23 protein-coding genes are annotated in these 20,397 nt (G+C 39.8%); 19 read left to right on the plus strand and 4 right to left on the minus strand.

What is annotated here, in order from left to right:
* Nucleotides 1-81 precede the first annotated feature (81 nt).
* From BMZ78_RS09590 to BMZ78_RS09650, 13 genes are all read left to right on the plus strand, one after another.
* On the plus strand, nt 82-1,236 hold the full coding sequence (locus BMZ78_RS09590; protein ID WP_175482390.1) for a CpaE/TadZ family protein: 1,155 nt from the start codon (nt 82-84) through the stop codon (nt 1,234-1,236).
* A 14-nt stretch (nt 1,237-1,250) separates the two neighbouring features.
* Nucleotides 1,251-1,697 carry a prepilin peptidase gene (locus BMZ78_RS09595; RefSeq protein ID WP_093229881.1) on the plus strand — a complete coding sequence of 149 codons (447 nt, stop codon included), beginning with the start codon at nt 1,251-1,253 and terminating at the stop codon, nt 1,695-1,697.
* Nucleotides 1,698-1,719: 22 nt separating this feature from the next.
* The gene (locus BMZ78_RS09600; RefSeq protein WP_093229883.1) at nt 1,720-2,361 is read left to right on the plus strand and encodes a hypothetical protein; all 642 of its coding nucleotides are present in this window, start codon (nt 1,720-1,722) and stop codon (nt 2,359-2,361) included.
* A gap of 17 nt (nt 2,362-2,378) precedes the next feature.
* A complete protein-coding gene (locus BMZ78_RS09605; protein ID WP_093229884.1) occupies nt 2,379-3,725 on the plus strand; it encodes a TadA family conjugal transfer-associated ATPase in 1,347 nt (448 codons plus the stop codon).
* Nucleotides 3,719-4,642 (plus strand): type II secretion system F family protein, encoded by a 924-nt coding sequence (locus BMZ78_RS09610; protein ID WP_175482391.1) that lies wholly within the window; start codon nt 3,719-3,721, stop codon nt 4,640-4,642. The genes BMZ78_RS09605 and BMZ78_RS09610 overlap by 7 nt, the downstream gene beginning before the upstream one ends.
* A 14-nt stretch (nt 4,643-4,656) precedes the next feature.
* On the plus strand, nt 4,657-5,559 hold the full coding sequence (locus tag BMZ78_RS09615; protein ID WP_093229887.1) for a type II secretion system F family protein: 903 nt from the start codon (nt 4,657-4,659) through the stop codon (nt 5,557-5,559).
* A gap of 26 nt (nt 5,560-5,585) precedes the next feature.
* Entirely contained in the window at nt 5,586-5,795 is a 210-nt protein-coding gene (locus tag BMZ78_RS09620; protein ID WP_093229889.1) for a hypothetical protein, read from the plus strand.
* Between the two features lie 116 nt (nt 5,796-5,911).
* On the plus strand, nt 5,912-6,238 hold the full coding sequence (locus BMZ78_RS09625) for a hypothetical protein (protein ID WP_139203302.1): 327 nt from the start codon (nt 5,912-5,914) through the stop codon (nt 6,236-6,238).
* A gap of 46 nt (nt 6,239-6,284) precedes the next feature.
* Nucleotides 6,285-6,761, plus strand: coding sequence for a hypothetical protein (locus BMZ78_RS09630; protein WP_139203303.1), 477 nt, complete (start codon nt 6,285-6,287; stop codon nt 6,759-6,761).
* Between the two features lie 325 nt (nt 6,762-7,086).
* A complete protein-coding gene (locus BMZ78_RS09635; RefSeq protein ID WP_139203304.1) occupies nt 7,087-7,410 on the plus strand; it encodes a hypothetical protein in 324 nt (107 codons plus the stop codon).
* Nucleotides 7,411-7,428: 18 nt separating this feature from the next.
* Nucleotides 7,429-8,292, plus strand: coding sequence for a M23 family metallopeptidase (locus tag BMZ78_RS18995; protein WP_217645001.1), 864 nt, complete (start codon nt 7,429-7,431; stop codon nt 8,290-8,292).
* Nucleotides 8,293-8,727: 435 nt separating this feature from the next.
* Nucleotides 8,728-9,582, plus strand: a complete 855-nt coding sequence (locus BMZ78_RS09645; RefSeq protein ID WP_093229895.1) for a polysaccharide deacetylase family protein — start codon at nt 8,728-8,730, stop codon at nt 9,580-9,582.
* A gap of 142 nt (nt 9,583-9,724) precedes the next feature.
* Complete coding sequence (locus BMZ78_RS09650) at nt 9,725-10,636, plus strand: PIG-L family deacetylase (RefSeq protein WP_175482392.1); 912 nt, start codon at nt 9,725-9,727, stop codon at nt 10,634-10,636.
* Nucleotides 10,637-10,662: 26 nt separating this feature from the next.
* Here the strand turns inward: BMZ78_RS09650 and BMZ78_RS09655 are convergent, their stop codons facing one another.
* The gene (locus BMZ78_RS09655; protein WP_093229898.1) at nt 10,663-11,943 is read right to left on the minus strand and encodes an MFS transporter; all 1,281 of its coding nucleotides are present in this window, start codon (nt 11,941-11,943) and stop codon (nt 10,663-10,665) included.
* Between the two features lie 221 nt (nt 11,944-12,164).
* Between BMZ78_RS09655 and BMZ78_RS09660 the strand changes: the two genes are divergently transcribed.
* From BMZ78_RS09660 to BMZ78_RS09670, 4 genes are all read left to right on the plus strand, one after another.
* Complete coding sequence (locus tag BMZ78_RS09660; RefSeq protein ID WP_093229899.1) at nt 12,165-12,905, plus strand: serine/threonine-protein kinase; 741 nt, start codon at nt 12,165-12,167, stop codon at nt 12,903-12,905.
* Nucleotides 12,906-12,931: 26 nt separating this feature from the next.
* On the plus strand, nt 12,932-14,896 hold the full coding sequence (locus BMZ78_RS09665) for a tetratricopeptide repeat protein (RefSeq protein ID WP_093229901.1): 1,965 nt from the start codon (nt 12,932-12,934) through the stop codon (nt 14,894-14,896).
* Nucleotides 14,893-15,051 carry a hypothetical protein gene (locus tag BMZ78_RS18765; RefSeq protein ID WP_175482393.1) on the plus strand — a complete coding sequence of 53 codons (159 nt, stop codon included), beginning with the start codon at nt 14,893-14,895 and terminating at the stop codon, nt 15,049-15,051. The genes BMZ78_RS09665 and BMZ78_RS18765 overlap by 4 nt, the downstream gene beginning before the upstream one ends.
* 222 nt (nt 15,052-15,273) lie before the next feature.
* On the plus strand, nt 15,274-16,389 hold the full coding sequence (locus BMZ78_RS09670; RefSeq protein WP_093229902.1) for a site-2 protease family protein: 1,116 nt from the start codon (nt 15,274-15,276) through the stop codon (nt 16,387-16,389).
* Nucleotides 16,390-16,438: 49 nt separating this feature from the next.
* On the opposite strand, the gene BMZ78_RS09675 is transcribed toward BMZ78_RS09670, so the two are convergent.
* From BMZ78_RS09675 to BMZ78_RS09685, 3 genes are all read right to left on the minus strand, one after another.
* The gene (locus BMZ78_RS09675) at nt 16,439-17,203 is read right to left on the minus strand and encodes a FixH family protein (protein ID WP_093229904.1); all 765 of its coding nucleotides are present in this window, start codon (nt 17,201-17,203) and stop codon (nt 16,439-16,441) included.
* A gap of 93 nt (nt 17,204-17,296) precedes the next feature.
* Complete coding sequence (locus BMZ78_RS09680) at nt 17,297-17,953, minus strand: response regulator (protein WP_093229905.1); 657 nt, start codon at nt 17,951-17,953, stop codon at nt 17,297-17,299.
* Complete coding sequence (locus tag BMZ78_RS09685) at nt 17,922-18,770, minus strand: sensor histidine kinase (protein WP_093229907.1); 849 nt, start codon at nt 18,768-18,770, stop codon at nt 17,922-17,924. The genes BMZ78_RS09680 and BMZ78_RS09685 overlap by 32 nt, the downstream gene beginning before the upstream one ends.
* Nucleotides 18,771-18,874: 104 nt before the next feature.
* Between BMZ78_RS09685 and BMZ78_RS09690 the strand changes: the two genes are divergently transcribed.
* A complete protein-coding gene (locus BMZ78_RS09690) occupies nt 18,875-19,537 on the plus strand; it encodes an HAD family hydrolase (protein WP_093229908.1) in 663 nt (220 codons plus the stop codon).
* A gap of 49 nt (nt 19,538-19,586) precedes the next feature.
* Nucleotides 19,587-20,291 carry an MgtC/SapB family protein gene (locus BMZ78_RS09695; protein WP_093229910.1) on the plus strand — a complete coding sequence of 235 codons (705 nt, stop codon included), beginning with the start codon at nt 19,587-19,589 and terminating at the stop codon, nt 20,289-20,291.
* The last annotated feature ends 106 nt before the right edge of the window (nt 20,292-20,397 follow it).

Consider the following 20,397-nt stretch of genomic DNA (forward strand, 5'->3'; position numbering starts at 1 on the left):
TTCTGATCCTTCCGGATGAATCAACATCAAGAAATCGTGATATTTGACATGACTTTTCTGGTCCTAAAGGGAGCTGGAACCATGAAGTTATCAATGAATTCAGATATAAAGGTGCTAGTTATTTCAGAAGATTCGCTATCGGTTTCGGATGTCACTGAGCGTGTGAAAAGGCTATTTTCTCAAGTGCTACATTTGTCGTTTTCTGAAGTCAAGAGAGAAATTTCGCGTATTCAGCCCCATCTTGTGTTGCTTTATGAGGGAAATGACAATGCATGTATTTCGTACATTGCTTACATTTTGAAAGAAGTACAACGAGTGGCTATTGTATATATAACAGAATCAAAAGATTTCAGGCGTGTTCGTGATGCCAATCGAGCAGGAGTCTTTGATGTACTGTTTTTTCCAGAAGAAATCAATTTACTTGAAGACGTGATGATGCGTGCAGCTCAATCGCTACAGGTAGATCAAGAAAAGGAGGGGATCTGGGGACGAGGGAAAGTAATTGCGATTTACAGCGGAAAAGGGGGGACAGGGAAAAGTTTAATTGCCTCGACGTTAGCCCAGACTCTACAATTGGATACTTATTTCAGTGTCCTGTTGGTCGATTTAAATCTGCAGTATGGCGGCATTGAAACTTTTCTCAACCTTCAAGCAGGTCGCCATATCTATGATTTAACCCCTGTATTGAATGAATTAAATGACAATCATATTCGAAATGTCACTGTAGCAGAACCACATTCCCAACTGGAAGTTTTGGTCAGTCCCATTCATGCTGAGATCGGTGAACAAGTGACAGAAATACATGTTGAACGGTTGCTACGCACAGCCCGATTGTACTATGATTATATCCTTGTTGATTTACCCTCAGCGATGAATGAGCTTACTTATACAACGTTGGAAGAAGCAGATCAGATTTATTATATACTTACTCCTGACCTTCTTTCTCTGAAAGTCTTGCATGAGGCACTCACATTATTTGCATACATAGGTGTCGATTTGACGAATCGATTCAGAATTGTGATGAACAGGAAAAAGGGTGATGCAAAAGTTAAATCGAGGGAAGTGTATGATCGTTTTGGTTATCCTGTTGTATCTGAGTTACGGGATGACGAGAAAAAGGTGCAAAGTTTCATTCATCGTGGTGAATTGCTACGAAAAGAGCGCCAGGAAAAGGGACTCTGTGTATTTGCCAGGGACATTCAGAAATTGGCGCAGATTATTTTAAATGATGAATGAAGGAAGAGACATGAGTGGAACTTTTTATTTTGGAAAAGTTGTTGACAGGTATATTGTTAATGTTACTCACAGTGATGACCTTGATGGATTTAAGACAAAGGTGGATTGATAACCGCTTCATTGTAATGGGGATCCTGTCAGTGATGATGGTTCGGATCTTTTATCGCGAGGAACCTTGGTGGGATTACTTGATGACAGGACTTCTGGTATTTGCCGTATTGGAAACCATTGTAGAAATAACCGATGAACGATCATTGGGTGGTGGAGACTCTAAAATATTTGCCATGATTGGTTTTGCGGTGGGGTGGAAAAAATTTGTCTTTATTTTTTTCCTCTCTCATTTATTGGCGCTCATTTTTCTTTTGATACTGAAATGTATACTGCCGAAATCCGTAACCTGGCACAGCGAATTTCCGTTTGTTCCTTTTATTCTATGTAGCTTCATTTTCGTTATCTTTTAACGATAAGCAGGTGTGTTTTTTTATGCCCGATACCAAACGAAGAGCATGGCTCTTTCTGGGGCTGTCTCTATTGTTGGCTGCAGTTGCCGGATATCTGTTCCTTCAGAAGGTACATGCTGTAAACCAAACGTTGGGAGAGAAAGTGAAAATTTATATAGCAAAGAAAAACATTGCATCTTATGAACTGCTTAGAGAAGAGGACTTTCAAGGGATCGAGATTCCGAAACAATTTGTAAAAGGATCTGCTGTCATCGATTTATATGCGATTCAGATTGACCAAAATACATATCCCCTTCATCGTCTGGTATCTGTCGTACCGATGACCCAGGGAGAATTGCTGACCTCACATGTTTTAAAACCGAAAGGGGATGTGATGTCCAAAGAAAAACGGTTGGTCAGTTTAAGCAGGTCAGAACGGATCGGTTTTGATGCACCGATTGATTTTCACGATCAGGTAGATATTGTTGTTTCCGGTAAAATTGGAAATAGTGAGCCGAAGACAATGGTCTTGATGAGGAATGTTCCAGTTAAGGGGATTGTGAAAGATGAGAAAGGGAATGTTGTGGCAGTGGGCTTGGAAATGACATTACCAGAGGCTGAGCGACTGATTCACGAACAAAACTTTGCTATTTCTATTCGCGTCTTGAAAGTTCCTGACTTTTAATCATGGGTGTGGATCCAATGGGGTTTTTTTCTAATGAGAGAAGGCGAAAAAAGAAATGGCTTGATGCTCCAACCCAAAAAAGATCCTTAGTCGGTGAATATTACCTTCAAGAATGGGTGAATCACTTTAAATCCCGGATTCTAAGAGAGACGGATTTGGAACAATTGACTCGTATGCCTGTAGTCGAACAGCGGCTGACATTAAATCGATTAATCCATCGTTATCTATCCGAAGAACAGTTGATTATTTCCAGTGGAGACCGTGAGCAATTAATCAATCAGATTATTGATGAATCTGTTGGTTTTGGGCCTTTGGAACCTTTGTTAAAGGATGAAACCATTACTGAGATCATCGTAAATGGTCCATTTGAAGTGTATTGTGAGAGTAATGGGAAATTATCGCTTACAGATATTCAATTTCGAGATGAAGAGGCTTTACGGCATGTGATTGAGCGGATTGTTGCACCGATTGGCAGGCGCATTGATGTTAGCTCTCCAATGGTGGATGCGCGTTTGCCAGATGGAAGTCGAGTCAATGTTGTGATTCCTCCGATTAGTTTAAAAGGTCCTCTCCTGACGATTCGCAAGTTTCGTAAAGAGCCTATCCGATTGGAAGAATTGGTTTCCTTTGGCAGTTTAACCCAAACAATGGCCGAATTTTTGATTGCTTTGATAAGGGGAAAACAAAATTTGGTTATCTCTGGAGGGACCGGAAGTGGAAAAACGACCTTGTTGAATGCATTGGCCTGTTACATTCCAGAGTATGAACGGATTGTCACCATTGAAGATATGGCCGAATTACGAATTCCGCATCCTCATGTCGCTGCAATGGAGGCACGTCCTCCCAATGTAGAAGGAAAAGGAGAAATCACGATCCGACAATTGGTACGGAATGCTTTGCGTATGCGGCCAGATCGGATGATTATTGGAGAAGTAAGAGGTGCTGAAGCATTTGATATGTTACAAGCAATGAATACCGGCCATGAAGGATCGCTCACAACCATTCACGCAAATTCTCCCGATGATGCTTTGGATCGTTTGGAAGCGATGGTAATGATGTCAGATGTTCTATTGCCTGCTCATATGATTCGTTCTTATCTAGCAGGAGCCATTGACATCATTATTCAGGTAAGTCGTATGAAGGATGGGCGCAGGAGGATGTTGGCTATATCTGAATTGATTCGACAAGAGGATGGAACCATTCAAGTAAAAGACATTTTTCGATTTGTACAAACAGGAATTACTGACGAAGAAGGTGTACAGGGCGATTTTATAAGGACAGAGTATGTACCCAAATGTTTAAATCGCTTAAAAGCGTATGGAGAGGATGTAACCTCTTTGATGAGGAGAGGAAATCAATGCTAGGCGCTTTGTGTGCAGCTGGAGCTATGTTTTTTCTGGCTTCTTTTCTGTATTTTATATGGTTGGGACAAGTGGAGAAAAAACAAATAGAAAGGCGACTACGAAGATCCGATTGCGCAACTTTGACAACAAGTTGGTCGGGGAAGCTTGCCGATTTTTTGGATGGAATGATCTGGGCCAAGCGGCTGGCACCACAGCTAAAACAGGCACAACTTTCACTTCGACCGGCTGAGTATGGAGCTATTTTAATACTATTGGGATTGGGAATTTGCTTTTTGTTCTCCATCGGTTTTCAATTGCCAGTTGGCTTGGGGGTATTTCTTGCTGGCGTAATGGTTCCTTTTGTCTCCAGGATTTATCTTCGTTCACGTAAAAAAGCCATGATTCAAAAAGTAAACAATCAGCTGGCAGAAGTTTGTCGTTTATTAAGCAGTGCAGTTCAGGCTGGTTTATCAATTCCACAAGGCTTGGAGTTTGCAGCGATGGAAATAGATCCTCCGTTACGAAATGAACTGATCGGGGTTGTTTATCAACTTAGGTGTGGGAGGGACTTGGAGAGTGCATGCCGTCACTTGTTAAGGGTTTTACATAGTAAAGATATGGAATTATTTGTACATGCGATCTTAATGCAATGGAAAACAGGGGGAGAGGCCACTCAAGTGTTTGGTGCGATGGCTAGCATGATGGAAGAAAGGAAAAGGATTCAACAATCCATTGCTGCAACCGTTGCTCAAGCCAGATATTCTGCTTATCTGCTTCCTGTGATCTCTTTAGTTATCCTGTTATTTCTGAGTCAGATGATTGAGCATTTCAGGGATTTTGTCACTTCTTTGTTTGGAATTTCTGTACTCTCGATTTTCTGCCTTATGCAGGGCTTGGGCATTTATCTCATTAGAAGGATATCCAATATTAAAGTATAAAAGGTAGATGGATCATGTTTTTGGTTTTGGTATTAGCAAGTTGGTGCTGTTTCCTTTATTCTGTTATTTGTTTCTTTGCTTTTTTCAGACAGCGGGAAAAGTATTGGCAGCGACTCGATCAGCTCATTCCGCATAATGAATGCCAGAATCGAAGAAAAGAGTATATCTATTTTTTTATTCAACTGTTGGATAAACTTTCTAATTATGGGCAAAAAATGAAAGTATTAAACAATGAAATGGAATGGGAAAGGGATCTGTTACAATCAGGCTATCCTTATCAATTAAGCGTAAAGAGATTGCATGGAGCCAGATTGTTAGGAGGATTTACAGGTTGTTTCATTGGTTTGGTTTATTTCCTCCTGGGAGGTCCATTGGATGCATTTGTTGTTGTTTTTCTCCCTGTTTTGGGCTTGCAGACTCCGATTTGGTTCATTCGACTTTCTGCCAGGCAAAGACAACGGCAGATCTATGATGAGTTGCCTAATTTTTTTGACTTGATCAGCATGATGTTACAAGCTGGAATCAGTTTGGAGAATGCTTTTCAGTTTTATATGGATACCAGAAATAATCCCTTAAGTGAGGAATTGGCCCGTGTGCAACAGGAAATTCAATTAGGAATGCAAAGAGAGGTTGCCTATCGCTCTTTACTAAAGCGCGTAAGTATAGAGGAGTTTCAAACATTTATTCAGACATTGATTCACATTTACCGCTTGGGTACTCCACTTGCTGGAACCCTTACGAAACACGCAGAAGAATTAAGGCGCTTGCGACTAGAAAGAGCAAAGGAACTGGCAGGGAAAGCCTCCCCTAAAATTTCGTTGGTGAGTGCTTTGATTATGGGACCATCGATTATGTTTTTAATGTTTAGTGCATTGGTATACAGCCATTTTATTGCTGAAAATGTTTTTAGAAAATAGATCATGAATGAAAGGAAGAAGAATCAATGTGGAAAAAAGTTTTTGCAGGATTTAAGCGGATTTTATGTAGAAAAAAAGGTTCTCCCACACTTGAATATGTAGTGATTATCGCTGTTGGTGCTGCTTTTGCGAGTCTATTGTTATGGGCTTTTAGTGGTGGAGAGCGTAATGCGATTACAACTATACTGCGTGAAAAGGTATTGGAAGTGATTAGTGGAACAGTTGTCAAAAAGTAAATAGATCTGAATGAAAAGGAAAGTTGTCTTTGATGGGTTGTGAGATTCAGAGTATAACAGAAACCGTATTCAACCCTTTGAGAGAACATTCTTATCTGAAAAAGGAGGATTTCATTTTGAATAGAACAAAAATGGGTCTAATGGCAGTAGTGGTTTTCCTTGTATTTATCAGTACTTCTTCAAGATCTTTGTCCATTCCAACCATTGAATCTGTCAATCTTACGATTGAAACCCTAAAAAAACGAGTAAACAAGTTTTCTGGCAAAGATCTTGAGTTACTGAAGCAAAAGCAAGGAGTCTTGAAATTACCAAACAAATGGTATGAAAAAGAAATAAAGCAGTTCATTTCTCCTTTAAATAAAGAGAGTCGTGAAAGTAGAAGTAATAATCTGGAGAAGATGTGGCAAAAAGATGAAGAGTCTATCAAAGCCAACCGTTTATAGGATGATCGGAAAAAGAGTGGCATTTCGTCAAAAAGGAAGCATAACGATGATTTGGATGACAGGTTTACCTGTTTTTATGATTTTGTTTCTTTTTTTGACCACACTCATTTGGGTTTGGAGTACCTATTATTCGATTCAATTGGCTGCTGATGCTGCGAGTGTAGCTTTAACCAATCAAATGGATCTTTGTGTGAAAGGGGAAGTACAACGAATCAGGCAGCAATCATGGGGATGGATGGAAGATCCGATTGGAACACCAGAAAAAAAGAATGAGTTAATCCAAAGGGTCATTGAGCATCAACAGGATCAACTAAAATCGATTGTTCATACATACATGAGAAAAAACCAAGTGAGCCCGCATGGGCAAATAACTTTCTTTTACAACCAGCGAATCAAGGTAACCGTGCACCAAAGGTTGAATATCCCTTTTTTGCGGAAAGAAGTTGAAATCTATGGTAGTGGTACAGGGCCGTCTCATGATTATATGGCGTGGCTCATTTCTCCCATTGTTATTTCCTATTAGGGTTGATTTTATATCCTTGCGAGCGAGAAAATCTCTTGGCTTCAGCTATGGGGATGAGAGCGAGCGTCAAACTAGGCTGAAAATCGAAAATCAAGCAGTGGGTTTAGTTTGAAAAATATTTTTTTCACCGCTGGACTGGCGGGTTGAGCTTGATCAGTAGAAGGGATTATCCAAGAATCCTCTGCGTTTACGTATGGAAAGTGGTGTATCAATCCGCTGTGAATGGATTGATGGAAATAGTGAGAGGCAGAAGGAGTGGAGAAATGGTTGGATGAAGTTTTTTAGGAAACCAGGAGGTATAAAGTGGTATAGAGGAGCGGTGACCGTGGAATTTATTATGATTCTTGGTTTGGTGGTGCTCTTATGTATGCTTGTTTGGGAACTGGTGTTAATTGGAGTGGCAGTGCTGGATACAAAGGTTTTGGTTCGGGATAGCGCGAACATGGCTGCTGGCCATCCAGAACTGAAACAGGTAGAAAAGAGGACACGTTCTGCTTTCGGATTGTTTTCAAACTATCAAATTCAAAGTTTTTCTATCAAGATAAAACATGGACAAGCAGTTGCTACTGCTCAAGTCAAGATTCAGATGGTACTGCCTCGTTTTTCTATTTTTTATACTGAGACAGCAGTAGCTCCTGTGATGAAGTAGAATTGAGGTTGGTAAATCATGAGCCAACGACATTCATGGCTTCAACGAATTCAAAGACATCAAAAAGGAACGATGACACTTGAGTATATTGTGGCATTGCCCATGTTTTTTTTATTAGGATTGGTACTCTGGCAATTCGTTATTGCAGGATTGGCGATGATGGATACTCATTCAGCACTTCGCGGTGCCATGCAAGTTTTTGTCACAACGAAAAGTAGCGACAGAGCCAAAAAACAAGCGATGCGTTCATTTGGTCAGCAGAAACCATATCGACTCCAATCATTTTTGATCAAAATCCGTGGTAACGAAGTATTGGCAGTGGCTACAACAGAAATTCCTATTTTTTTTGCCCGTATGAAACCACTTATTTATAAAAAGGAATTGCGTTCACCTTTTCTTCAGGATTATACTGGAATTCCATCCAGCGAGCTTGTATATTTACAAGCTCCTTATTCCTCTCATTTATCTGAAAATGGGATTTTTCGCTCTCCAGTGAAGGTTTGGCAAATGACTTCAGCTTATGGTGTACGTCGCAATCCGTTTACTGGCAGGATCATGGAGATGCATGCTGGAATAGATTTGGCTGGACCTGTGGGTACGCCTATTTATGCAGCAGGAGATGGGTTAGTACTTGCTGCAGGACCAGTACGTGGTTTTGGGAATTGGATCGTGATTGCACATGGAAATGGTTTAGTCACCATTTATGGTCATATGTACAAAGATCAAATATACGTAAAGCCTGGTGATTATGTGAAGAGTGGACAACATATTGCCGGAATTGGAAATGCAGGACGATCAACAGGTGCCCATTTGCATTTTGAGGTTCGTGCAGGAGGGATAGGAGGAACTTCTCTCAATCCTCTTCGTTTTATTGCTAGATAATAAATGAGATATCAAGTGGTAAGTGGATCATTTTTGACTGACTGAATTTAGTTCCAAAGGATTTTGTTTGATATCGGTGAAGTGGCAGTTATACAATATGCCTCATATGATATAAGCATATTCAATCATGATTCAAAGGATTTATCCATCTTTGTAATGAATATGTAAGAAAAACATATTGTTTTCGTCATATTGTCGTGTACAATGTACATTGAATGCAATTTTGGAGGATACGGAATGAAAAGTTATCCAAAAATCTCCATATTAAAAAACATCCGGCTTTTGGCTATTTGAGAGCGATTGGATAAGCGGATTCTCTTGCGATTCATCTGAAACGTTTTTTTAGCAGATTTTTAGGGGAAGGTATTCAAATGCGATCCATGTGAGTGAGTAGAATTTTATGAATTCCAAATATTGGGATAAGAGAGAAAAGAGATGGTGAATCGAATGGGTAAATGGGCGCAAGTCGGGGTGGTTCTGTGTTCAACCAGTTTGATATTGGCGAGTTGCAACTGGTTGGAATCATCGGAAAATCAAGAACAGAAAAAAGTAAATGCCAAGGCCATTTCAACTCAAACCCAAAAACAGCAACAGTTTGCAACAGGTAAGGCTGAACGGAAACAAGGGCCTATTACCAAAGAAGAAAAAATACAGCTGGGAAAACTGGAAAAGGATCATGTCATTTATCACGGTCCAAAAGATCAGAGGGTCGTAGCACTTACATTTGATGATGGACCGCATCCTAAATATACACAGAAGATATTGGATATTTTGCACAAAGAAAATGTGAAAGCAACGTTCTTTTTGATTGGCAAAAATGTCCAATACTATCCGGAATTGGTTGAAAAAGAAATAAAGGAAGGGCATGTAGTTGCCAGTCATTCTTGGGCACATCGATTTTTTTCCAATATGGGGATGGAGAATGCAAAAGAGGATTTGGAAAAAACAAGAGCTGAAATCAAAAAAGCGACAAAGAAAAATGTACTATTGTTTCGACCACCGTATGGAGCCATTAAAGGAATGGAAGAAGAGGTTAAAAAAGCGGGTTTTGTGGTGATCAATTGGGATGTGGATACAAATGATTGGCGTCCGGGCCGAACGCCCCAACAAATCCTGCAAGTGATTAAAAAACAAGTTCAACCTGGAAGTATTATTTTGCAGCATGATGGCGGTGGAAATCGGACAGCCACTGTCCAAGCATTGCCGAAAGTGATTAAATATCTAAAAGAGCAGGGATATCGTTTTGTCACCGTCGATGAATTGTTAGGAATCCGTCCTTATACCAATTAGCCATATATTTTTGAATGCCTGTTTTTTCTTTTAGATGGATTTTTATGGTTAATCATGTTTGTGATTTTAGCTAGGAATGGGGATAGCTGAAAAAAATAGAAATTTATATAATAAAAATAAACGTTGCTTGATGAGGTGCATTATGAATAAGCGGAAGCAATATTATATTGTTATTCTTTTTTTCTTAATGTTATCAGTTGCCCTTCCCTTAGCATTTTATCAGCCTTTTCAGTCTGCACCGAAAGCGAAAGCAAATAAAAAAATAAAAATTCCCAAGGGGGATAATGTTGTTGTTTATTTTTCTCCCCATGCAGATGATGAAGTACTGACGTATTCTGTATCCATTTTGAACGACCTGAATAAAGGAAAAAAAGTGTATTTGGTTTTAATTTCAGATGGAGATCGTTCTTTTGCCCGTGAAATAGTCAACGGTATGATTGACTATGAATCCTTGCATTTTGAAAAGGCAGGCCAAAAAGTATACTGTCGAATACACCACACCTATCATGATCCGAAAAAGGAAAAATATAAAGATGGCTGGTTAAGCCGGTTTGATATTGGGCAAGCTCGGATTCGTGAGTTTTATAAAGCTGCTGAAACATTGGGAATACCAAAAGAACAGGTAGAAGTATTTACATTGAAAAACGATCAATATACAGATGTAGAGGTGCGAGCGATTTTCCAATTGTATATGGATCGTTTCCCGGATGCTGAATTTAAAACCATGTCTAAACTGGACAAGCATCCGGATCATGCAAAGTTAGGAAAAGTATTGGAAGAACTATATTTGGAAAAGAAAATTAAAAAGCCAACTTTCTTCTTGTCTGTGTACATGGATCGGTTTTCGAAAGAAATGATACCTGGGCGGCGAGTTCGTTTAGAAAACCCGGCTGATCGCCAAAAACTGGTTCAGGCTTTAAATGTTTATAAGACGTGGCGGCCACGTGAGGGCTGGTATGCACTTGGATTGCACAGTGTACCGGAACAATTTGATAGAATGGCCAAAAATCCATATGCGACCATTGATACAACGAGCGGAAAAGTTGTTAAATGAAATTAGTTAGCCGAGTGGGAGGTTACTCACTCGGCTTGTTCATATTTGATCGCTTCCATTTTTCCTTTTTCAATGTTGACAAAGACCAGGATGATCATACCAATGATAAAAAACAAAGCAAGAGAAATGATACCTGAACGGCTTGATCCGAATGATTGTGCAACCAGACCAAATAGTGCGGGGCCAAAAATGGAAGAGAATTTCCCAGAAAGACCAAAGAAACCAAAGAATTCAGCGTTATGATTTTTGGGGACCATTCTGCTAAAAATAGATCGACTGAGTGCTTGACTACCACCTTGTACGAATGCGACCATGCTGGCCAGTGCATAGAAGTGGTATTGGTTTTTCATAAAATATCCAAGTGTGACAATGATCAAATAAATGCCAAGAGTAATCATCAAGGTCATTTTGGCTCCCAGTTTATTAGCCACACGCCCGAACAATAATGTACAAGGAATACCGACAAATTGTGTAATTAATAAAGCTGCAATGAGATGTGTTTCGCCAATTCCGATTTCTGCACCATAAATGGTAGCCATTTTTATAATCGTATTAATTCCGTCGTTAAAGAACCAGAATGCTATCAGGAATTTGATCAATTCAGGGAATTCATGTATTTTTCTGATTGTTTTTCCGACACTTTTAAAGGCATCAACAGCGAGGGAAAGTGGTTTTGTTGTTTGGATGGAGTCGTTTTTTTCGGGTTCATGGACATGTCTAAAGATAGGGATCGAGAAAACAAACCACCATATTCCGACAGATAAAAAAGAGAGTTGTGTAGCTTGTGTGCTTGTCAAGTAAAACCATTCAGGTTTTAAAATCATGATCAAGTTTAAGGTAAGAAGGAGACCACCACCGATATAACCGTAAGCATAACCACGTGAAGAAATCATATCTCGCTCTCTTTCCGGGGCAAGGTCCGTGAGAAATGCATCATAAAATACATTGGCTCCCGAAAAGCCGAGAGTTCCGATGGTGACCAGGATACATGCCCAAATCCATTCACCTTGATCGATCGTATACATAAAGATGGATGCAGCCACGCCGAGATAAGTGAAAAATCTTAAAAATGTTTTTTTGGAATGGGACTTGTCGGCAATCGCTCCGAGAATGGGAGAGAGAATAACGATAAGGACAAGAGCGATTGACTGCGTGTAACCCCAAAAAGCTGTGGCAGTTGTTTCTGATAGACCCTGGCTTGCGACTTTGGAAAAGTAAATAGGCATAACCGCAGCCATAATGGTCGTGGCAAAAGCAGAGTTAGCCCAGTCATACATATACCAGGCACGAATGGTTTGTTTGTCCATAAATCGACCTCACATTCTATGAAAGAGTCGGATGGGGAAAGTAGAAAGAATTCCAATTATTATTAGTTTAACATAGAATTGTTCACATTGTTTTATAGGAAGTTGAAATGAAAATGATCCATTTCATGTAAAATAAGTTCATGATAGAATAATGGGTGATAGTTTTTTCTAAAAATAATCTCTGAGATAGGAAACAAGAGTTTAAAGGGGAAATATTAATTATGGAAGCAAAAGGACAAAATGAAAGAATTGGTAATAAGTATCGGGTATTGCGTTCTTTTAAATTTGTGAATGGAATTCTTTATTATACAGAATCAGAGGAAGACGGCTTTACGATTACACGGTATATTCATGCGATGGATATACGCGCTTTTCGTAATCAGGTACACGAAGAACAGCTCTATACTCGTCATAAAACTGTTTTTTGTCCTTTGAAAGAAGTGTTTATTGAAGAAGGTATTTTATATCAAGTATTTGAGAAGATCGAAGGTAGCTTATTAGCCTATCAACTGATGAAATCTTTACCTCTTCGGATGGCGGATATGATCTGGGTTTCTCATGGAATTACCCGCAATTTGTTAGAATTATACAGTGAAAAACAATCTGCATTAATTCATCCGCAAAATATTTTTGTAACACCAAATAGAGAAATTTATTTCTTGCATGGTGGACCGATCCATGCCTTCCCACGTGGATATAGTATTGGTAAAAGAGATGAGGAATCGATTTTAAAGATGATTAATTCTTCTGATGCTTATACTGTTGGTGTTATGATGTATTGGATGGTTACAGGAACAAATCCGCTGATGAGTGGTCTTCAGACACCCAAAATTACTGATTATGTGCCTGATTGCCCACCCGTGTTGGCTGATATGATTTCCAGAGCGATCTCTTTTGATACCAATAAAAGACCGAGCATTGAAGAAATTAATAGGGTATTGGGTCAGATGTTGTCGAAGTAGTTGCAAGGAGTAGAGGGGGGTAGAAAGTGGAGATAAAAAGGAAAGGTGACGTGATTTGTGAGAAATATCGAGTGTTAAACGCTTTTCCATTTGTGTATGGTGTGTTTTATTTGGCCGAGACTCTCACAGACTCAGCGATGCTTCCTTCCACATGCTTGATTCATGCTGTAGAGATGCAGCAACAACTGGATGAACAGATCATCGAGGGCTTGAAGTCAAGAAATGAAGATATCTTTTATCCTATACAAGATGTGTTGATTGAAGATGGTGTGGTTTATCAGGTATATGAAAAAATGGAAGGACATCTTCTGGGAATTTACTTGCTCCAGTCTGCCCCTCTTCCTTTAGGAGAAGCTGCCAATATTGTCAAAATGATTACCAGTCATTTGATGAAATGCTATGATCAAGGTTATTTTGCACTGGTTGATTCTCATAATATTGTGATTACACCTAAAGGAGAGATTCGGTTTTTATATGGCGGACCGAATCATCTTCTGCCTCATCTGACGGCTGAGGAAGCAAGCAAAGGCTATGATGAGCGAGAAGATGTGAAGCAAGTAGGAAGATTGTTTTATACCATGCTGACGAAAGAGTCGATTTCCTATAATTGGGATCCATCCCATTTACCCCATATTGCAGGAGAAATTCCGCAAGAGCTGCAAAATGTTTTATGGCGGGCACTTTCTCCGAACCGTTTTAAACGGCCTCGTGTCCATGAGCTGTGGAAGGTTGCATATGAATTTGCTGATGAAAAACCGATTTCTTTAAGTGGATTTTATTCGGATTCATTTATTTCACCTGATTATATTCAGCCTTTGGTCATTGTTCAGAAGAAGAAGGTATTAACAGGAAAAGAAGTACCAGATGATGGAAAAAAATATCGAAAAAGGAAGAAAATTTCCTCGTTCAAACCAACTTTTTTTATAGTCATCTGTTGTTTGTGTGTGATTGCATTCATTTTTTCTATTATAAAAATTCATTCGGCTTCGATTTCTGACCAATCTTTGGCCCAAATTGTTTATTCGGATATTCCAAATGATGAACAGCAGGCGATGGCTTGGTATCAAGCATCTGTCAAAGCTTTAGAAGAGAAAAAGATAAAAGAAGCCATTGATCTTGCTCGAAAAGCGTTAAGTGCCAACTTGGACCAAAGTGAGTATTACCTGCATTTAGCCAATTTGTATGGAATGGCCAAAGAATATAAAAAGGGAATGCAAACCCTGAAAGCAGCAAGCAAAAAGTTTCCGCAAGATGCGAGTATCTTTGATGCATTAGCGGTTCATGCCTATTTTGCCAAAGATTTTCCAACGGCCAAGATGGCCAGTGATAAAGCGGTAGAATTGGACAGCAAAGACCCTCGATATTTATATCACCAGGCTAAAATTTATGCTGCTCTAAAGCAGTATATCAAGGCGGTCAATATCCTTGGCTACGCCATTTATATGCACCAGGATCATGCGCTTTATTATAATGATTTAGCGGTGTTTTTGGCTCACTTGAATCGGTTGGATGATGCGATCGACTATGCGCATATGGCTGTAAAGTATGATCAGGGAGATCCGACCTATAAGATCACGCTAGGAGCACTTTATTTAAAAAAAAGAGAGCAAACGGCTAAGGATACGCATTTGGATCCGAAACAAAAAGAAGAAGCACTGTTACATTGGACCAAAAAAGCAAATGAAACTTTTTCAGAAGTGGCCGAGCAGGATGCGAGTCTGGCTGAACCTTGGTACTATCAATCAATGGCTTTGTATTATTTGGGTGAAATCAAACAAGCGAAACAAGCGATATTAAAAGCCGTAGAGATCGATCCACAAAACCCGCTCTATCAATATCAGTTAGGTGTTACATATATGGCGGAGGCGAGTAAGGCGGATGCCATTACCGCTTTTCGCAAAGCGACCATACTTGATCCGCATAATGAGCTATTTCAAACGGGTTTAAAGAAAGCACAGGCAATGGAGGTAACGAAGAGGGTGAAAAAATGAGTAAACGTGTAAGGAATCTTTTTTTATTTGGTTTGATTATGATTTTCAGCCTTTTCGTATGGGTAGAGAAAAGTAAAGCGAATATCATGGTAAAAAGTTCCCCGCTACAAATGGAGCCGGAAAAATTGGAAGTGACACCGATTCCATTGAAATAAGAGAAACCACCGCGGAGGGATGGGTTCTTTAGAATCAAATCGGATGAAACCGATTGAATGAATGGAAATGTTATCATTCATGATGGGAATAGAATCAGTAAAAATCACCATTTGCTTATATTTCTTAACGGATCACTTTCCGTCATAATAAGGATAGAAGAGTGATACAGGCTGAATAAAGGGTAGATCGGAGTTATGGGTTTTAGAAAGGGGAGCTAGTATTTGTCCGAAAATCGATCAAAGAAACCGCGTGGAAGAATAGCTTCATGGTTAGTTGGTTTAGGTGCTGTATTGCTTAGTTTGGGTGGGAAATTAAAGTCACTCCTTCCATTATTGAAATTGGGGAAGTTTGGTGGAACCATTATTTCCTTAGTTATATCCGTTTGGGCATATACCGTGTTTTATCCATTGGAATTGGCCATTGGGTTGGTCTTGCTTATTTTGATTCATGAATTAGGACATGTTTGGGCGGCGAAGAGAAAGGGGTTACCTGTTACTGCTCCTGCCTTTATCCCATTTTTGGGGGCGCTTATCATGATGAAGCGCCAACCTCAAGATGCAGTAACAGAAGCTTATATTGCATATGGTGGTCCGCTTGTGGGAACGATTGGAGCGTTGGCTTGTTATGGTTTGGGCATGATCACGGATAACGAAGTATTTTATGTAATCGCGATGTTAGGCTTTTTCATAAATCTGTTTAATTTGATTCCTGTACATCCACTCGATGGTGGACGTATTGTTGTGGCGATTACACGCTGGTTGTGGGTAGTGGGCTTAGTGATCGGCCTGGCTTTGATTATTTATCTCCAAAGCTTATTGTTGCTCGTTTTTTACCTGTTATTTGTATTTGAAATTTGGTCTACGTTTAGGAAACGTAAGCAAGGATTAAAACCTCGAACGATTAGACAGGTTCTTCAAGTACCAACGGAACACTTTTTACAAAATGGTGTTTGGGTTCCGGGAGAAGAGCATCGTCGACCTCTGTTTTTTAGACAATATTGCGACTTGAATACGCAAATGCATATGGTTGACATTGAATATCCCGGTGTGGGTGTGATTGGAAGATTCAATGAATTTGAAGGGCAGATTGAAAAAGTGGAATTGATCCAAACCAGACGGATGGATGACGTGTATCCTTCGATTGTACAAATGGTTATTGAGATTACTTATTTTGTATCAAGCGCAGAGTTCATAGAAAAAGAGAAGCGCTATTTTCAAATCCCGCTCAAAAAGCGAATTCAATTTAGTGTTGCCTATGTAGGATTGATTGCTCTTCTTATTTATATGATGGTAATTACGTATCCTTTTATCGAACGAGTACCAACAGCAACGGGTTAAGAAAAAAGCATCCCCTTTGCTATGAAAACAGGGGGATGCTTCACTGTTGTTATTGTACTGTTAATTTTTCCTCTTTATGTTCATGTAAATGCTCTGATTCTTTCTCGACATGCAGCTTGATATGATAGGTACCGGTTTCTGGGAAAGTGTATGAAGCGGTATATTCTCCAGGTTGATTTTCTTTTGTATCTACATATTGACGTTGTTCTTTGCCTTCTTGCCAAATTTCAAAACGGACACGTGCTTGTGTTAAGGGCTTCCCTTCCTTTTGTACATGTCCCACCAAGGACGTTGCCTGTCCTTTTTTGGCTTGTTGAGGCAGCATCACATGCAGGTTGATTGCTTGATCATGTACATGTCCCTGATGAGAGTGTCCTTCTGTTTCTTTTCCCACTTGAAACTTTCCGCTAATCATTTGGTGGACCTGTGGTGCAGTGGCATGAACCACAACCAGGTATTCCCCAGCTTGTTTAAAGGTTTGTGAAGTAGCATAGGTGCCTTTTTCAACTTGTTTTGTTTCCAGCATTTGATGTGGATCTTTACTGTTTTTTTCCCAAACTTCCAATTTGACTGTCGCATCTGTTGCTGGTTGATTTCCTCTCTTGACTGTTGTACTTAATTGGATTGGTTGACCGATCTCTACTGGAGTTGGCTTTGCTTGAAATTCAATGGATAATGATGCTGTTGACTGGGGCTTGTCCGTTTTGTCTGTGTTTTGATGATGTTGATGATCGGATTGTTGTTGACAAGCAGTAAGCCAGAGTAAAGAAATCAGGAGAAAACCTGAAAAAAAGAAACGAACCCGTCTATTCATATAAAATGTCTCCTTTATGCCAAATAATATCTAGAAATGCCTATATTATGGTATATCCAGCAGAGGCAAACTTCTATCCCTCAAACGGGCTATTTATGATTCTGTGTTTCGTGGTTGAACCCAACCGTGTTCATAGGCATATCGAGTTAATTGGACACGATTGTTTAAATGCAGTTTTTGCATAATGTTTTTTAAATGGTTTTTCACTGTATACTCTGAGATATAAAGCTCGGCAGCGATTTCTTTGTTGCTTAAACCCTGAGCGACTCGAGAAAGGATTTCCTGCTCCCTGGCGGTCAGGATCGTTTCTACTGCTGGCTTGGTTGGCTGGTTCAATTCGTTTAAAATACGCCAGGCCACTTCCTTGGGCATGGGAGCATCATCCCGAGCCACGGAGTGTAGATATTCCAACCACATGGATGGATTCAGGTTTTTGAGTAAATAGCCTTGTGCTCCTTTTTTTAAAGCCTCAAACAGATCCGAGACATCGTCAGATACAGTGACCATGATGATTTTGACATAAGGAAAACGGGATTTGATGATTCGGGTAGCTTCCAATCCATTGATAACCGGCATATTGATGTCCATTAAAATAATATCAGGCATAAACTGTTCAGTTAGTTCCACAACTTCTTGACCATTGGTTGCTTCACCTATGATTTCAAAGGTCGGATCGCTTTCTAATATTAATCGAATCGCTTGCCGGGCATGTTCGTGATCATCCCCGATTAGAATCCGGTATGTTTCCACATTGATCCTCCTTTTTGATGATAAGCTTGGTTTTATCATTCATGCGTTCCAGGGATAAATGAGCACCGATTTCACAAGCTCTTTCTCGCATGATTTTGAGGCCGAAGCAATTTGGATTTTGGAAGGGGTCTTCTTTCCATCCAATTCCATCATCTTCAATGATTAACTTCCAACCCTTTTTCCATGGTGTAAACAAAATGGAGATATGCTTTGCTTTGGCATGCTTACGGATATTTGTGAGTGCTTCTTGTACACAAGCAAACAATTCCACCTTTTCCTTGAGATTTAACTGTTCAGTTGGATATTGTATTTGTAATTGGATGGGGATGCCTGTGTTTAGTTGATACTGATCAATCCATGTTTTCACCTGTGTTTGCCAATTTTGATTTTCAGGTGAAGGAACATTTTTGAGATTACTGATCGCATGACGGACATAATCGTGCATTTGGCGCAAACTTTTTTCCAGCTCAGTCCAATCAATGGAAGGATATTGTTTTTTGATGCGATTGATTTGTACAGAGTAAAGAAAAAGGGATTGAGCCATTCCATCATGTAACTCACGGGCAATTCGTTCACGCTCTTGTAAAACCGCTTTTTCAGCTCGTTCCTTTTCCAATTGTTCTTGCATGTGTTCATAAATCAAAAATAACTTACGTAAAATGGTAATCGTTACAATGAAAATAATAACAGGAGATAAATAGTTTCCTGTATCCATTGAAAGATACGGAAGCAAAAGAGTATGCCGGATATGTTCCCATAACCCGATCACGACGGTCGGTAAAATAAGGATCAGTACTTTAATTTGTTTATATGACATTCAACCAACTCCTATCGTTCAAAGGTAAGGGATTGTTTTGGATGATGATAAAAGGGAAAAAAAAGATGTTAATAACAATATCTTAGCAAAAGAAGGTGTGAGGATTGCGAGCCATTTTTTTCGATTTAGACGGAACACTGTTTCAAACAGAGAAAATTGCTGTCCCTGCATTTCAACAAGCGTTTATTTGGTTGAAAGAACAAGGAGAGTATGATGGGGAGATTCCGACGGAAGCAGACATTTTATCGGTTACCGGCATGACGATTGAACAATTATGGGCTCATCTATTACCCAATGCGACAGAAGAAATGAAAGAGCGAATGAATCAAAAAGCATTGGAGATCGAGCTTAAGCTAATAAACGAAGGAAAAGGGGAATTATATCCTAAAACGGAAGAAACACTGGTTCAGTTGAGAGAGCGAGGATGGACTCTGTTTATTGCCAGCAACGGTCTTGGGCCCTATGTACATGGTGTGTTGGAAGCAACCGGAATTCTTCCGCTGTTTCAAGATATTTATGCCGCAGGTGAACATCAAACGAGAAGTAAAGTAGATTTAGTACGAAAGTGTATACAGCAATATGATGTGACTGAAGGATATATGGTCGGAGATCGTAGCTCAGATGTAGAAGCTGGAAAAATGAATCAACTCAAGGTTATTGGCTGTCGATATACAGAATTTCCAAAATTTGGTTCATTGGACGAGCTAAAAGAAGCAGATTATAAGATTGGAGCATTTGATGAGTTACTGCAAGTCATCCGTCCTTAAAGCCAGTGTCCATTTTTTCAGCACGATTTTGCACAGGTAGGTGTTAGACATGAGTGATGTATGGAGCATTTCCTATGGTGAACTGGCTTTGCGTCTCGTTGTAGCAGCGGTCTTGGGAGGAATTGTTGGATGGGAGAGAGAGTTAAACAACTCTCCCGCTGGCTTTCGTACGCATATATTGGTTAGTGTAGGTTCCGCACTTATTATGTTGATTTCTATCTATGGCTTTTCTGAATTCATGCAAGAGCCGCGTGTAACGTTTGATCCTGGAAGAATTAGTGCCCAAGTGGTAAGTGGGATTGGTTTTTTGGGTGCGGGTACGATTTTGCGTCAAGGTGTAACGGTGAGCGGACTGACGACTGCTGCATCCTTATGGGTAGTGGCAGGGATTGGTTTGGCAGTAGGAACAGGATTCATGTTTGCAGCAGTATTGACGACAATGATCGCCCTGATCAGCTTGGAGCTGCTGAATCGGATTGAAACAGGGATGTTAAAAAAGCGTTCTTTGTGTGTGATTCATGTCACCGTGATTGATGAGCCAGGGAAGTTGGGGGAGCTTGCTTCCTGCATCGCTGAGCAAGGAGGAAATGTAAGAAGGGTCAAAATAGAAGAGAGAGACAAGGATGTGGCAGAAGAGTTAGACATTACTTTTATGGTTCGTTTATCTGAACGGATGGCGATCGCGGAGTTATTAGATCAGATTCGTCAAATTCGTGGAGTGAAAAAAGTTCGTTCTGAAGGGTATGAGAGATAAGTATAAAGCAGAAAGGAAGGCGAAAAAATAATAAGAAAACGACTTGGCAAAAAAGTAAGTGTCGTTTATAATAAAGTCAGAAGGTCAAAGATAGTCAAAGTCAGCA

The organism is Thermoflavimicrobium dichotomicum (assembly GCF_900114055.1).
GTDB classification, from domain to species: domain Bacteria; phylum Bacillota; class Bacilli; order Thermoactinomycetales; family Thermoactinomycetaceae; genus Thermoflavimicrobium; species Thermoflavimicrobium dichotomicum.

Coding starts and splice junctions, on each gene's coding strand:
- BMZ78_RS09590 (WP_175482390.1), top strand. CDS start 82: ATGAAGTTATCAATGAATTCAGATATAAAGGTGCTAGTTATTTCAGAA.
- BMZ78_RS09600 (WP_093229883.1), top strand. CDS start 1,720: ATGCCCGATACCAAACGAAGAGCATGGCTCTTTCTGGGGCTGTCTCTA.
- BMZ78_RS09605 (WP_093229884.1), top strand. CDS start 2,379: ATGGGGTTTTTTTCTAATGAGAGAAGGCGAAAAAAGAAATGGCTTGAT.
- BMZ78_RS09610 (WP_175482391.1), top strand. CDS start 3,719: ATGCTAGGCGCTTTGTGTGCAGCTGGAGCTATGTTTTTTCTGGCTTCT.
- BMZ78_RS09615 (WP_093229887.1), top strand. CDS start 4,657: ATGTTTTTGGTTTTGGTATTAGCAAGTTGGTGCTGTTTCCTTTATTCT.
- BMZ78_RS09620 (WP_093229889.1), top strand. CDS start 5,586: ATGTGGAAAAAAGTTTTTGCAGGATTTAAGCGGATTTTATGTAGAAAA.
- BMZ78_RS09630 (WP_139203303.1), top strand. CDS start 6,285: ATGATTTGGATGACAGGTTTACCTGTTTTTATGATTTTGTTTCTTTTT.
- BMZ78_RS18995 (WP_217645001.1), top strand. CDS start 7,429: ATGAGCCAACGACATTCATGGCTTCAACGAATTCAAAGACATCAAAAA.
- BMZ78_RS09645 (WP_093229895.1), top strand. CDS start 8,728: ATGGTGAATCGAATGGGTAAATGGGCGCAAGTCGGGGTGGTTCTGTGT.
- BMZ78_RS09650 (WP_175482392.1), top strand. CDS start 9,725: ATGAATAAGCGGAAGCAATATTATATTGTTATTCTTTTTTTCTTAATG.
- BMZ78_RS09655 (WP_093229898.1), bottom strand. CDS start 11,943: ATGGACAAACAAACCATTCGTGCCTGGTATATGTATGACTGGGCTAAC.
- BMZ78_RS09660 (WP_093229899.1), top strand. CDS start 12,165: ATGGAAGCAAAAGGACAAAATGAAAGAATTGGTAATAAGTATCGGGTA.
- BMZ78_RS18765 (WP_175482393.1), top strand. CDS start 14,893: ATGAGTAAACGTGTAAGGAATCTTTTTTTATTTGGTTTGATTATGATT.
- BMZ78_RS09675 (WP_093229904.1), bottom strand. CDS start 17,203: ATGAATAGACGGGTTCGTTTCTTTTTTTCAGGTTTTCTCCTGATTTCT.
- BMZ78_RS09685 (WP_093229907.1), bottom strand. CDS start 18,770: ATGTCATATAAACAAATTAAAGTACTGATCCTTATTTTACCGACCGTC.
- BMZ78_RS09695 (WP_093229910.1), top strand. CDS start 19,587: ATGAGTGATGTATGGAGCATTTCCTATGGTGAACTGGCTTTGCGTCTC.